The organism is Marinobacter salinisoli (assembly GCF_017301335.1).
GTDB lineage: Bacteria > Pseudomonadota > Gammaproteobacteria > Pseudomonadales > Oleiphilaceae > Marinobacter > Marinobacter salinisoli.
The window spans coordinates 1-13,665 of the sequence record NZ_CP071247.1 but is presented as its reverse complement, the minus strand read 5'-3'; the positions used below and the strand labels follow the sequence as shown (position 1 = coordinate 13,665).

At 60.4% G+C, this 13,665-nt stretch carries 13 protein-coding genes and 2 pseudogenes; 9 read left to right on the top strand and 6 right to left on the bottom strand.

The window, feature by feature from the left end; all coding sequences use genetic code 11:
* The first annotated feature begins 22 nt into the window (after positions 1-22).
* Positions 23-571 (top strand): lactoylglutathione lyase, encoded by a 549-nt coding sequence (gene gloA / locus LPB19_RS00080; RefSeq protein WP_206644070.1) that lies wholly within the window; start codon positions 23-25, stop codon positions 569-571.
* On the opposite strand, the gene LPB19_RS00075 is transcribed toward gloA, so the two are convergent.
* From LPB19_RS00075 to LPB19_RS00050, 6 genes are all read right to left on the bottom strand, one after another.
* Positions 568-1,521 (bottom strand): DMT family transporter, encoded by a 954-nt coding sequence (locus tag LPB19_RS00075; RefSeq protein WP_206644069.1) that lies wholly within the window; start codon positions 1,519-1,521, stop codon positions 568-570. The two genes, gloA and LPB19_RS00075, sit on opposite strands and share 4 nt — an antisense overlap.
* A complete protein-coding gene (locus tag LPB19_RS00070; RefSeq protein WP_206644068.1) occupies positions 1,518-2,174 on the bottom strand; it encodes a LutC/YkgG family protein in 657 nt (218 codons plus the stop codon). The genes LPB19_RS00075 and LPB19_RS00070 overlap by 4 nt, the downstream gene beginning before the upstream one ends.
* Positions 2,171-3,604, bottom strand: a complete 1,434-nt coding sequence (locus tag LPB19_RS00065; RefSeq protein ID WP_206644067.1) for a LutB/LldF family L-lactate oxidation iron-sulfur protein — start codon at positions 3,602-3,604, stop codon at positions 2,171-2,173. The genes LPB19_RS00070 and LPB19_RS00065 overlap by 4 nt, the downstream gene beginning before the upstream one ends.
* On the bottom strand, positions 3,601-4,380 hold the full coding sequence (locus LPB19_RS00060) for a (Fe-S)-binding protein (protein WP_206644066.1): 780 nt from the start codon (positions 4,378-4,380) through the stop codon (positions 3,601-3,603). Before LPB19_RS00060 ends, LPB19_RS00065 begins: the two co-directional genes overlap by 4 nt.
* A 166-nt stretch (positions 4,381-4,546) precedes the next feature.
* On the bottom strand, positions 4,547-4,816 hold the full coding sequence (locus tag LPB19_RS00055) for a ComEA family DNA-binding protein (protein ID WP_206644065.1): 270 nt from the start codon (positions 4,814-4,816) through the stop codon (positions 4,547-4,549).
* A 447-nt stretch (positions 4,817-5,263) separates the two neighbouring features.
* A complete protein-coding gene (locus LPB19_RS00050; protein WP_206644064.1) occupies positions 5,264-5,986 on the bottom strand; it encodes a GntR family transcriptional regulator in 723 nt (240 codons plus the stop codon).
* 366 nt (positions 5,987-6,352) lie between these two features.
* On the opposite strand from LPB19_RS00050, the gene urtA reads away from it, so the two are divergent.
* The 8 genes and pseudogenes from urtA to LPB19_RS00010 all read left to right on the top strand — a co-directional run.
* Positions 6,353-7,651, top strand: coding sequence for an urea ABC transporter substrate-binding protein (gene urtA / locus LPB19_RS00045; RefSeq protein WP_206644063.1), 1,299 nt, complete (start codon positions 6,353-6,355; stop codon positions 7,649-7,651).
* Between the two features lie 79 nt (positions 7,652-7,730).
* Positions 7,731-9,335, top strand: coding sequence for an urea ABC transporter permease subunit UrtB (gene urtB / locus LPB19_RS00040; RefSeq protein WP_206644062.1), 1,605 nt, complete (start codon positions 7,731-7,733; stop codon positions 9,333-9,335).
* A 3-nt stretch (positions 9,336-9,338) separates the two neighbouring features.
* A complete protein-coding gene (gene urtC, locus LPB19_RS00035; protein ID WP_206644061.1) occupies positions 9,339-10,466 on the top strand; it encodes an urea ABC transporter permease subunit UrtC in 1,128 nt (375 codons plus the stop codon).
* The gene (gene urtD / locus LPB19_RS00030) at positions 10,463-11,287 is read left to right on the top strand and encodes an urea ABC transporter ATP-binding protein UrtD (protein ID WP_206644060.1); all 825 of its coding nucleotides are present in this window, start codon (positions 10,463-10,465) and stop codon (positions 11,285-11,287) included. The genes urtC and urtD overlap by 4 nt, the downstream gene beginning before the upstream one ends.
* A complete protein-coding gene (gene urtE / locus LPB19_RS00025) occupies positions 11,287-11,985 on the top strand; it encodes an urea ABC transporter ATP-binding subunit UrtE (protein ID WP_206644059.1) in 699 nt (232 codons plus the stop codon). Before urtD ends, urtE begins: the two co-directional genes overlap by 1 nt.
* Positions 11,982-12,886, top strand: a pseudogene (locus LPB19_RS00020) (urease accessory protein UreD). Before urtE ends, LPB19_RS00020 begins: the two are co-directional and overlap by 4 nt.
* 174 nt (positions 12,887-13,060) lie before the next feature.
* Positions 13,061-13,339 (top strand): urease subunit gamma, encoded by a 279-nt coding sequence (locus LPB19_RS00015; protein WP_407943934.1) that lies wholly within the window; start codon positions 13,061-13,063, stop codon positions 13,337-13,339.
* Positions 13,340-13,374: 35 nt separating this feature from the next.
* Positions 13,375-13,664, top strand: a pseudogene (locus LPB19_RS00010) (urease subunit beta); the annotation flags it as partial.
* Position 13,665: the final 1 nt, after the last annotated feature.

Below are 13,665 nucleotides of genomic sequence, written 5' to 3'. Positions count from 1 at the left end.
TTCATTCGAGAGGGAAAACGCCATGCCCAAGCATTTCGAGCAAGCCCCGGGGCTACACGACGAACCCGTTCCCGAGACGGAAGGCTACGTATTTAACCAGACCATGATGCGCATCAAAGACCCCGAGCGCTCGATGGATTTCTACACGCGGGTTCTGGGCATGCGCCTGGTTCGCAAGCTCGACTTCCCCGAGATGAAGTTCTCTCTTTACTTCCTGGGTTACCTGGATGACCGACAGGCCGCGCAGGTGCCGACGGACGATGACTACCGAACCACCTACACCTTCGGCCGCGAAGCCATGCTGGAGCTGACCCATAACTGGGGCACCGAGGACGACAACGATTTCGGTTACCACAACGGCAACGAGGAGCCGCAGGGCTTTGGTCACATCGGTATCGCGGTACCCGATGTCTACGCGGCCAGTGAACGGTTTGAAGAGCTGGGTGTCGAGTTCGTGAAAAAGCCGGACGACGGCAAAATGAAAGGGCTGGCGTTCATCAAGGATCCGGACGGCTACTGGATCGAAATTCTCCAGCCGAACATGTTGCAGAAGCAGAGCCGGGGTAGCTAAGCCTCCGGTGACTGTACCCCGGTATCGGCCACTTTACGGGTGCCGGGGTTGCCTCCCCATCGTGACGCGACAATCACTGCCACCGTCAGAATAAGGGCACCAGCCAGACCGGTGGGCCCCAGTACTTCCCCGAGGAAAACCCAGGCCAGCAGCGCCACGAACAGCGGTTCCAGCGTGACAATGATGCTCGAAAGCGTGGCCGGCGTTGTTCTCATGCCGGAAAAGAAACTCACGTAGCCGATGCAGGTCGGCACGATACCGATGTAGCCCACCATCAGCCAGTGGCGAAGTGTCAGTGTCTCCAGGCCATCGAAGCCCCCGGTGACAGACACCACTGGTAAAAGGATCAGTGCGGCGGTGCCAAAACAGAAAAAAGCGGTTGTGAACGCCGGTGTGCCAGCGGCGCTGTAGCGGCTGGTCAGGGTAAATCCGGTATACACCGCTGCCGCCAGAAGCGCCATCAGAAGGCCCATCAGGCGCAAGGAGCCGGTTGTTTCCATGTCACTGAGTACCAGCATGGCGGTACCGGCAATCGCGGCCATCAGGGCCAGAATGGTCAGCAATCCGGGTTTCTCGCCCAGCAGCGGGGCGGCCAACATGGCGACCAGCACCGGTGGCAGGCACAGGGCGATCAGCGTGGCAATCCCGGCGCCAGTAAGGTCAACGGCGAGCAGATAACTGCTTTGATAGATGGCCTGGAACAAGCCGAGGGCGGCCAGTGGTACCAGGGCTTTGAACGTCATCCGGCCACGGGATGTACCGGCGTCGGCGGATAGGCGCTCACGCTCGCGCCGCATCAACAGCCAGAAAAACGGCAGCGCAACCACAAGGCGCAGAAAACCCAGGGTGATGGGTTGCAGCTCGGTACCGGTAAACAGGAATTTCGCGACGATGCCGGTGGTTGCCCAGAGCAGGGCTGCCAGGGCAATCAGCAGGGCGCCTTGAATCATTCGATAATCAACACAATCAGCTCTTTGGGGCCGTGAACACCGTAAGCGAGCGTCTGCTCGATGTCCGCCGTTTTAGACGGGCCGGATATTAGCAGAGCGTTGGTCGGCATGCCCGCTTTCCAGTTCTGGGCATCAAGGGCTTCATACAGCGTTGTATAGATTTGGCTGGCCTCCAGCACCGCAATGTGGATCGGCGGCACCAGACTCATCAGCCGGGGCTCGTCCGCCGTTGGCCACAGGATCAGCGAGCCGGTCTCGGCAATGCCGCCCCGGGTGGAGGTGATGCCAGCGTCGACATCGTTGAACAGGGCCGGCTGCCAGCTTTCAATGGGCTCATCGTAGATCAGCAGATTCGGCAGATCGTCCCGCTCTGCGTGCGCGCGCAGGTCCTGGCCAATCTGGTGCTGGCTGGGAATCAGCAGATTGCGCGCTTTGCGTGCCGACAACACCTCGGCGACGTGGTCAATCCAGTTATCCCGGGTGCATCGGTGGACTTCACCGTGCACCGATTCAATGATCTTCTCGAACCGCTCGATGCGTTCCTCGGTGCTCCAGTCGGGCCGCTCAAGCACGGAAAAGTCGCTGGCGGGCGCTACCAGATCGCCACCGGTGCGGTTTCTCAGGCGTTGCAGGATGATGTCTCGGGCACTCACTTGCCGCGCTCCCTGAGCTGTTGATGAAGGGTTTTGCCGGCCAGTTTGGGCGCTGTCCGGAAATCCGTCCAGGCACCGGCACGTGCCGGCTGCAGTTTGCGGAACCGGGACGCAAACCGGGTTCCGGTCCGGTAGATGCCCGGGCGGCTGTGCATCCAGCTCCAGAATTTCCAGATGGCGGCCTCCAGCGGTGTTCGCTTGGCCCCGTGCCCGCGAACCTTGGCGGGGTGCAACTTGTCACCATCCACGGATTCCCGGCGCAGGCGCACCAGCAAATCGGGGATTGGAATTTTCACCGGGCAGACTTCGCCACAGGCACCACACAGGCTGGATGCACTGGGCAGATGCCGGCCTTCGTCCAGCCCGATCAGGTGCGGCATCAGGATCTTGCCGATAGGACCCGGATAGGTGGTGCCGTAGGTGTGGCCGCCAACCCGGGTATACACCGGGCAGTGGTTCATGCACGCCCCGCAGCGAATGCAGCGCAGGGTATCGAGCAGTTCGTCATCCTGGTAGATGACGGAACGCCCGTTATCCACCAGCACCAGGTGCACCTCTTCGGGGCCATCGAGTTCGTCGGCCTTGCGCGGACTGGAAATCATGTTGAAGTAGGTGGTGATGTGTTGCCCGGTGGCCGACCGGGTCAGCAGCGCGAGCAGGGCGGACACGTCCGCCAGATTGGGTACGACTTTCTCGATGCCGGTGACTGCGATGTGGCAGGGCGGCACGGTGGTGGTCATCCGTCCGTTGCCCTCGTTTTCCACCAGGCACAGGGTGCCGGTTTCCGCCACCGCAAAGTTCACGCCCGACACGCCCACGTCGGCGTTCATGAATTTTTCCCGCAGCTGCTGGCGGGCGGCGGCCGTCAGGTACTCGACGTCGTGGGACAGGTCGGTGCCGGTTTTTTCGTGCATCAGTTCGGAGATTTCGCCGGTGTTCTTGTGGATGGCCGGCATGATGATGTGGGAGGGCGTCTCGTTGGCGAGCTGAACAATGTATTCCCCCAGATCCGACTCGAGCGCTTCAATTCCCTCACCCTCAAGGAAGTGGTTGAGCTCCATTTCCTCCGACACCATGGATTTGCCCTTGATGACGCTCTTGGCTTCTCGGGCGACACAGATATCGCGGACAATCCGGCAAGCCTCGTCGCCATCAAGCGCCCAGTGCACCTTGATGCCATTCTCCGTCAGTTTCTGTTCCAGCTGTTCCAGCAGGTCGGGCAGGTTGGCCAGTGCCCGCAGGCGAACGTTGGCGCCCAGTTCCCGCAGGGTTTCCAGGTCCCAGCCTTCAAACGCCGCTTTGCGTTTGGACATCAGCCCGTCCATCGCCTTGCGGAAGTTCTGGCGAATTTGCGGGTTGTGCAGCGCTTCGTGGGCCCGGGGGTGGAACTCTTTGACATCAATGTGCGGATGGGGGGTGGTCGCGCTCATTGCCCATCTCCTTTATCGTCGTTCGTGCGCTCCCAGAGGAAACTGAGGATGTGCCTGCCCGCTATGGGGTGTCGGTTTTTCTCTGCGAACCCGTTGATGTTCATCAGGCAGCCGCAGTCGGTGGTGACAAAAGCACGAGCGCCGGTATCCACCAGGGTTTCGACCTTCTCTTCCACCATGGCACCGGAAATCTCCGGATGGCGCACCGCGAAGGTGCCGCCAAAGCCGCAGCACTCTTCGGCTCGTGCCTGCTCCACCAGCGTCACGTTGTTCAGTTGCCCCAGCAGCTTCGGGCCTACCTCCGCAACGCCCATTTCGCGACGGGCCGAGCAGGAGGTGTGCATGGCCACGGTGGTCGGCTCTCCGAGGTCGTCGAGCTTGATGTGACAGACGTTCAGCAGGAAATCGGTCAGCTCCCACACCCGCCCGGCGACGCCCGCGGCTTTGACCTCGTCTGCAGTATCCTTGAACAGGTCCGGGTAGTGCTTGCGCATCATGCCGCCGCAGGACCCTGATGGCACAACAATCGGCCAGTCTTCAGGAAACAGATCCAGTTGAGCGCGGGCCACGCTTCGGGCCTCGTCATGATAGCCGGAGGTGAACGCGGGCTGGCCACAGCAGGTCTGATCCTGGGGGAAGATCACCTCGATACCTTCGCGTTCCAGCAGCTGGATGCCGGCCATGCCAGCGTCCGGATAGAACATGTCAATGAGGCAGGTTCCGAAGAAGTAGACTTTGTCCGGCTTGGACGGGTAAACCTTGATGGGATCGGCCATGGCTCAAACGCTTAAGTCATTGAGAGTGTTGCTCAATGATAGGAGGGCAAACAGCGTGTTGCCAGACGACTTTTGTTTAGGGACTGGTAAATGGACGAGGTCGACGTTTGCGCGGCGGGGATGAGCGGAAAGGGCAGCCGGGTGCGGTGCTGCCCCCGGAGCGGGATTACTCTACGGTGATCCGTTCCGCGTTCTTTTCAACCGTGCGCTCACCAATGCCCTTGACCTTGGTCAGCTCTTGCGGGGTGCCGAATGGGCCGTTGGCTTCACGGTAGGCCACAATGGCTTCGGCCTTGCTGGGGCCGATGCCGGTCAGCTCCGCCAGGGTCGCAACGTCGGCGGTATTGATGTTGATAGCGGCCGGGTTGGCGTGGGCGAACGAGGTCAGCAGACTAAACAGCAGTACCAGAGTGGCAAGAATGGGTGTTCGGTTCATTATCGGGCGTTCCTGTCATCGTTTTAAGTTAATGAAAGCGTCAGGAGGCACGGCCGGTCGATCAACTCGGCTGCTGGTTGAGTAACTCAGTGGTTTGGTGTTCCAAAGGGGGGAGGTGAAGGGAAAGCGATGGGTGGGGACGGTGCACGGGCAGGATCACCATCCGTGTGATCCTGCGCCCGTGGCTGACCCCTGCCTGATCCTTCAGGCGTGCGCTCATCCTGAGCACGTCATCCCTGTTGTCTTCCCTGTAACCCCAATCCGTGGGGCGGCTCCAGTGCCTGGAACTCTCATCCGTGAGCCAACGTTCCTTGCTGGCCTGTCATCCCTGACACTCTCCATTCTAGTCCTGGCGGGCACTGGAAGAATCGGATATCCGCTTTGGGGGGTGTGCGATATATCCCACGATGATGTAGGTGATCTAGAGCACAGAAAGTGAACCTTAGTTCAGTATTTGTGCGCCCTGTAGCGCGATTCGGTTGTGGTCGCAGGCTCTGTAAGCGAATGGCCGCCGTCTTCCCGCGTGATCTCGCTGACCACCTGTTGCGCGTTGCGAATGTGGTCGGTCAGTAACGATTTGGCCCGGGTTATATTGCGCACCAGCAGCGCCGACAGAATCTCGCCGTGGGTGGCCGGTTTGCCGGCTTTGCCGCGCTTGTGCAGGCCCAGAGCCAGAGCCAGGCGCAGCCTTTCAGACACTTCCCGGTGGATTCGAACCATCTCCTGGTTACCGGCGGCCCTGACCAGCGCATGGTGAAAGCAGGCTTCCGGCGGCCTGTCGGGGCCCGTTATACCCCGGCCTGACACGGAGGGAGGTGACTGGAGCCGGAGCAGGGCCCGCAACTGGAGGTTTGTTTCGGGGCTGGAACAGAGTTTGTCGACCGCCGCCAGCTCAATGGTCAGGCGCAGCTCGAAAAGATCGTCCAGTTGTTTCGGGTCCAAGGGTTTTACCCGCCAGCCACTGCGAAAGAGCACCTCAACATAGCCCTCCTGCTGCAAACGGTACAGTGCTTCACGAACGGGAGTGCGGCTGGCACGCAATCGGCTGCCAATTTCACCTTCACTGAATCGGTCACCCGGCATCAGCCGAAAACTGAACAGGTCGGCTTTTACGCCTTCGTAGACATGCTCCGCCATACTGCCTTTTCTGGCGCCAGTATCCTTGGGCATTGCACGGTTTCTCCGTGGCGGAAGGTGGTGGTGAGCCGGTCAGGCTCTTATACCCCGGCTCCGCAAGGCCCGTGCCAGCCGTAAAATAAATTGAATGTGTATATATTTCATTGGTTTAGGGTTTTTCTGGTGCCGCAGTGTCCTGGCGAGTGCACCAGTTAGACGCACGTCGCGTGTTTTTCTTCCGCTTTTGGTGCGTTACCGGAGCAAGCGCTGTTGAAAAGATCGCCGGTCCTTGCCTTGTATACCAGTTAAGTTATTGAACTGTTGGAGTAAAGATGGGAGATGGAACAGCTAATGCAGATGCGTGAGGGCGTTAAAGAAGAACGAACAATCTCACGACAACCACAGGAAGGACGACGCACAATGAACATCAAAAAACACGTGAAACTAGGTCTCTCGGCACTGGCGCTGTCAGTGTCCATGCATTCTGTAGCTGCTGAAGATCCGATCAAGGTAGGTATTCTGCATTCCCTGTCCGGCACCATGGCCATCAGTGAGTCCACCCTGAAGGACACCATGCTGATGCTGATCGAAAAGCAGAACGAGGCTGGTGGTGTGCTGGGCCGTCAGCTGGAGCCAGTCGTTGTTGACCCGGCTTCAAACTGGCCGCTGTTCGCGGAAAAAGCCCGTGAGCTTCTGGAAAAAGAAGAAGTGGACGTGATCTTCGGTAACTGGACATCGGTCTCCCGTAAATCGGTTCTGCCCGTCGTTGAAGAACTCAACGGCCTGCTGTTCTACCCGGTCCAGTACGAGGGTGAAGAGTCCTCTGAAAATGTGTTCTACACCGGCGCGGCGCCCAACCAGCAGGCCATTCCTGCGGTGGACTACCTGATGAACGACATTGGTGTTGAGCGCTGGGTTCTGGCGGGCACCGACTACGTTTACCCGCGCACCACCAACAAGATCCTTGAGACCTACCTCAAGGACAAGGGTGTGGCCGCCGATGACATCATGATCAACTACACCCCGTTCGGTCACTCCAACTGGCAGTCCATCGTTTCCGATATCAAGAAGTTCGGTAGCGCGGGCAAGAAGACCGCCGTGGTGTCCACCATTAACGGTGACGCCAACGTACCTTTCTACCGCGAACTGGGTAACCAGGGTATCGACGCCGCCGACATCCCGGTGGTTGCCTTCTCCGTAGGTGAGCAGGAGCTGTCTGGTATCGATACCGGTCCTCTGGTTGGTCACCTGGCGGCCTGGAACTACTTCATGAGTGTCGACAGCGACGCCAACTATGAATTCATCGATGCCTGGGTTGATTACACCGGCAAGGAAGATGCCGTCACCAATGACCCGATGGAAGCGCATTACATCGGTTTCAACATGTACATCGAAGCCGTCAAGAAAGCGGGCACTGCCGATGTCGACGCGGTTAAAGACGCCATCATCGGTGTTGCCGTACCGAACCTGACCGGTGGTTACGCCACCATGATGCCGAACCACCACATCACCAAGCCGGTGCTGATTGGTGAGATCCAGGATAACGGTCAGTTCTCCGTGGTCTGGGAAACTCCGTCCACCGTTGCCGGCGATGCCTGGTCTGACTTCCTGCCAGACTCCAAGGACCTCATCAGCGACTGGCGCAAGCCGCTCAAGTGCGGAAACTTCAACGTGGTTACCGGCACCTGTGGTGGTAAGGCCGACGTTGCCTCTAACTAAGATCTGACCTGACCGCGAACGGGGCGTCGGCCCCGTTCGCCGCTCAGCCCCTCCAACCTTCATGGACAGGACGCAACCCATGGGCATCATGCGATGGCTCAGTCAGCTTCTGCTTGTCTGGTTTTTACTTTGCCCCGGTCTCGTTTCCGCGCAAGTGGATGACTCGGAGGCCCAGCAACTGCTGACGCAACTGGCGGAATCCTCCTTCGCTGCCAAGAAAGACGTAATCAATCAAATCGCGGGCAGTGGTGATGAACGCGCCCGAGGCTGGCTGGAGGCCTTTGCGGCCAACAAGCTGGGCCGCATCGACGCAAGTGGTGAATTCATCGTCGTGCTCAAGAACCGGGGTCGGAACTGGACCGTCGCCAGCGCCCTGACCGGCGAGAATCTGGGTGAAATGTCCCGCCGGGACATCGACACCATTCGGGTCAACAACTCACTGCGTAATGAGCTGGAAGGCATCCTTTCAGTCATTGACCTTAAAAGCCCCGACAAGGCCAAGCGCCTCTCTGCTGCCCGCGCCCTGAAAGGCAGCGTGGACGAAACTCTGGCCGAGCGACTGCCCGAGCTGATCGAAGCTGAAGACAGCGGATCGGTTCAGGCAGCGCTGGCAGAGGCCCTGGCCATTTACCAGGTGGAAGAACTGGGCGATGTGGCCGCCGTCGCCACCTTGTCTGGCAGCCTCAACTCCGAAGCCCGCGCGGCGCTTCAGCAGGCCATGCGCAGCGATGATCCACAGCTCGCCGCAGCGGCGAAAGCCGCCATGAAAAGCATCGAACAGAAACTGAAAATGAACCGCGCCGCGGAGACCCTGTATTTTGGCCTGTCACTGGGTTCGGTGCTGGTGCTGGCCGCTATCGGCCTGGCGATCACCTTCGGCGTGATGGGCGTTATTAACATGGCCCACGGCGAACTTATCATGCTGGGGGCCTACACCACCTGGGGCATGCAGCAATTGCTGCCGGGCCAACCGGGCCTGGCGCTGATTCTCTCGATTCCGGCGGGCTTTCTGGTCGCCGCTCTGGCGGGCATCGCCATTGAGCGCTCCGTCATTCAGCACCTGAAAGGCCGGCCACTGGAAACCCTGCTGGCGACCTTTGGCATCAGCCTGATCCTGCAGCAGCTGGTCCGCACTGTGATTTCCCCGCTCAACCGCACCGTGGTCACCCCGGACTGGATGAGTGGCTCGGTGATGATCAACGAAGCCCTGTCCCTGACCCTGAACCGCATGTACGTCATCGGTTTCGCTCTGGTGGTGTTTGCCGGGCTGATGCTGATCATGCGCAAGACCCGCCTGGGCCTGGAAGTCCGGGCCGTCACCCAGAACCGGGCCATGGCACGCTCCATGGGCATCCGCGCCACCCGCGTGGACATCCTTACCTTCGGCCTGGGTTCCGGCGTGGCCGGGCTGGCGGGCGTGGCCCTGTCTCAGATTACCAACGTGGGCCCGAATCTGGGCCAGAGCTACATCATCGACTCGTTCATGGTGGTGGTGTTCGGCGGCGTCGGCAATCTCTGGGGCACGCTGCTGGCGGGGCTCTCACTCGGCACCATTAACCAGTTACTGGAACCCTGGGCGGGCGCCGTGCTGGCCAAGATCATGGTGCTGGTCCTGATCATCCTGTTCATTCAGAAACGCCCCCGGGGACTCTTTCCCCAGAAGGGCCGTGCGGCGGAGGGTTGAGGTATGTGGTTGACTAGACCTTTTCAGGAACGCTCCACGCAAATCTTTCTGGGCGTGCTATTCACTGCGCTGGCAGTGGTGACGGTGCTGCACCTCACCATGCCCAAGGACAGCGCCCTGTACGTCAGCTCCTACACCGTGACGCTGCTCGGCAAATATCTGTGCTACGCGCTGCTGGCGGTGGCGGTGGATCTGGTCTGGGGCTATCTGGGCATTCTCAGCCTTGGCCACGGTGCCTTCTTTGCCCTCGGCGGCTACGCCATGGGGATGTACCTGATGCGCCAGATTGGCGATCGGGGCGTGTATGGTGACCCGATCCTGCCGGACTTCATGGTGTTCCTGAACTGGCAGGAGCTGCCCTGGTACTGGCTCGGCTTCGACATGGCCTGGTTCGCCTTCATCATGGTGCTGCTCGCGCCGGGCCTGCTGGCGCTGGTGTTCGGCTTCCTGGCATTCCGGTCCCGGGTGACCGGCGTGTACCTCTCCATCATCACCCAGGCGCTGACCTTCGCGCTGATGCTGGCGTTCTTCCGCAATGAGATGGGCTTTGGCGGCAACAACGGCCTGACCGACTTCAAGGACATCCTTGGGTTTGATCTGCGCACCAATGCCACCCGATTGGGCCTGTTCATTGCCAGCGGGATCGCACTGGCCATCGGCTACGTGATCTGTCGCGGCATCGTTACCAGCAAGCTGGGGCGGGTCAGTGTTGCCTGCCGCGATGCCGAAGCCAGAACCCGCTTCCTCGGTTACCGTGTGGAACGGGTACAGTTGTTTGTGTTCGTCATCTCCGCCATGCTGGCGGGTGTTGCTGGTGCGCTCTACGTGCCGCAGGTCGGCATCATTAACCCGAGTGAATTCTCGCCGCTGTTCTCCATCGAGATCGTGGTGTGGGTTGCCTTGGGTGGCCGGGCTACACTGTATGGTGCGGTCATTGGCGCGCTGCTGGTGAACTACGCCAAGACGGTATTCACCGGCGTCATGCCCGACGCCTGGCTGTTCGCCCTGGGCGGGCTGTTCGTGATCGTCACCGTGTTCCTGCCCAAAGGCATTGCCGGCCTGCTCAGCAAACGCAAGAAAGCCCGGGCGTCGGATGACGACCTGACCGATGCACAGGAGGTGGCCGCATGAGCATGTTTCAGGAATTGACCAACCGGGACCGGGTGTTTGAATTTCTGGCACCCGTCGAGTCACCGGTGGATGTGCGCCACGGCTCCATTCTGTATCTCGAGGACGTCAGCGTCAGCTTCGATGGCTTCAAGGCCATCAACAACCTGAACCTGACCATCGACGATGGCGAACTGCGCTGCATCATCGGCCCCAACGGCGCGGGCAAAACCACCATGATGGATATCATCACCGGCAAAACCCGCCCCGACACCGGTTCGGTGTGGTTCGGCAGCCGCCACAATTTGCTGACCATGAACGAGCCGGACATCGCCAGTCTCGGCATCGGCCGGAAATTCCAGAAGCCCACCGTGTTTGAAGCCCTGACGGTGTTCGAAAACCTCGAGCTGGCTATGGCCACCGACAAGCGAGTGTTGCCGACGCTCACTTCCAGACTCGCCGGGGAAGATCTCGACCGGATCGACGAGGTGCTGACTCTGATCGGCCTCAAGCGTCTGAAGGACCGGGAAGCCGGCATTCTCTCCCACGGTCAGAAACAGTGGCTGGAAATCGGTATGCTGTTGATGCAGAAGCCCCGACTGTTGCTGGTGGATGAGCCGGTGGCGGGTATGACCGAACAGGAAATGGAACGCACCGCCGAGCTGCTGACCAGCCTCGCGGGCAAGCAGTCTGTGGTGGTGGTCGAGCACGATATGGGCTTCGTTCGCTCCATCGCCCGCAAGGTGACGGTGTTGCATCAGGGCAGTGTGCTGGCGGAGGGCTCAATGGATCAGGTCTCCAATGACCCGGAAGTTGTCAAAGTGTATCTGGGGGAGGACGCCTGATGCTGAAGATTGACCAGCTGAACCATTTCTATGGCGAGAGCCACACCCTGTGGGATCTGCACCTGGATGTGCCCCAGGGCAAGTGCACCTGCGTGATGGGCCGCAATGGCGTGGGCAAGACCACCCTGATGAAGTGCATCATGGGCGAGGAAACCCCGAAAAGCGGCTCCATCGAGTTTGCCCGGGATGTGGAACTCACCACTCGCAAGATGGAAGACCGCCCGCGTCTGGGCATCGGTTACGTACCTCAGGGCCGGCAGATATTCCCCCTGCTGACCGTGGAAGAAAATCTGCGCACCGGGCTGGCCGTTCGCGCCGACGGCAGCAGGAAAATCCCGGAGCGGGTGTACGAACTCTTCCCGGTGCTCAAGGAAATGAAAAACCGCCGCGGCGGCGACCTGTCCGGCGGGCAGCAACAGCAACTGGCCATTGGCCGCGCCCTGGTGATTGAGCCCCGCCTGCTGATTCTGGATGAACCCGGTGAAGGCATTCAGCCCAACATCGTGGCCCAGATCGGCGAGGTCATCCGCAAACTGATCGAAGAAGATGGCCTGACCGTGCTGCTGGTGGAACAGAAACTGCCGTTTGCCCGCAAGTACGCCGACCGCTTCGCCATTCTCGATCGCGGACGCCCGGTGGCCGAAGGTGAAATTGCAGAATTGTCCGATGAATTGATCAAGAAGCACCTGACGGTATGACGGCTTTTCAACCCATCGTTAACCAAGAGGCCGCGAACGACTCCGGCCACCGCTTCGACACGGACCGGCAGTGGGCCGCGTCTCTGTCCCTGGGCTTTATTGCCCGGAACGAGGGCGAGCGACAGGTTACCCGCCTGACCCGCCGGCACCATCATGGGCCGTTGCGGGTTCAGCGGCCTTTCTACCCGGAAGGCCCGGAAGGCTGTTGCCACGTGTACCTGCTGCACCCGCCGGGTGGGCTGGTGAGTGGCGATGTGCTTCGTATCGAGGCCGAGGTAGGCGAGGGCGCCCATGCCCTGTTGACCACCCCTGCTGCCGCCAAGCTCTACAAGGCCGACAGCCACGGTGTGGCCTGGGGCCAGCACACCAAGTTAACCGTGAGCAAAGACGCCATTCTCGAATACCTGCCCCAGGAAACCCTGGCCTTCGACGGTTCCCGGGCGAGCAAAGCACCACCATCGAGTTGGAAACCGGCGCCCGCACACTGGGCTGGGAAATCCTCGCCCTGGGCCGCCCGGCCAGCCGGTTGCCGTTTGTGTCCGGCCATCTGGAACAGCAGTTCCGCCTGACCATGAACGGCCAGCCCCTGTGGCTCGAACGACAACCCCTGGACCCCAACCACCCGCGCTTTGCCGGCAAATGGGGGCAGGGCGGTGCCACCGTTCAGGCCACGCTTTGGGCCGTAGGGCTGGAAGACGAAGTCGAAGCCATCGAAGCGGTGCGCGAGGCATTGCCCGAGAACCATCGCTGGGCAATCACCCGGCGCCGTGGCGTGGTGCTGTTGCGCTACCTCGGCAACGAACGAAACGAAGCCTGGGCCCTGTGTCAGCAGGCCTGGGAAATCCTGCGCCCGCGCCTGACCGGGCTGCAGGCACACATACCAAGAATATGGCTGACGTGAATTTGGGAGTGGGAAGCGGGCAGGTACGTCCCTCCGGGACACGCTGTGAATACGTCCATGTAAGCTCAGCGGCAGCATCCATGCTGCCGATGGTCCCGAATGGACGTCCCTGCCCACTTCTCCCGATCCTTTGAGTTATTCGCATTTTAAAAGAACAAACATCGGAGTCGCGCAATGGAATTAACGCCCAGAGACAAAGACAAGCTGCTGCTGTTCACCGCAGCACTGCTCGCTGAACGCCGCAAGGCCAAAGGCCTGAAGCTGAACTACCCGGAAGCCATCGCCCTGATCAGCGCCGAAATCATGGAAGGTGCCCGCGAAGGCCGCTCCGTGGCCGAACTGATGAGCTCCGGCACCGAAATCCTCACCCGGGATGACGTCATGGACGGCGTTGCCGACATGATCACGAAGTGCAGGTGGAAGCGACGTTCCCCGATGGCACGAAACTCGTGACGGTTCATAACCCCATAGTTTGAGGAGTGGCTGAGATGATTCCCGGCGAATACCAGATCCAGGACGGCGACATCGAACTCTGCGCCGGCCGCGAACGTACCACCATCGAGGTGGCCAACACCGGCGACCGCCCCGTGCAGATCGGCTCTCACTACCACTTTGCCGAAGCCAATCCGGCGCTCGACTTTGACCGTGACAAGGCACGTGGACTGCGACTCGATATCGCAGCCGTACGGCCATTCGCTTCGAACCCGGTCAGACTCGCGAAGTCACCCTGATTCCTTTCGCCGGTGGCCGGGAAATCTACGGCTTCCGCGGCGAAGTGA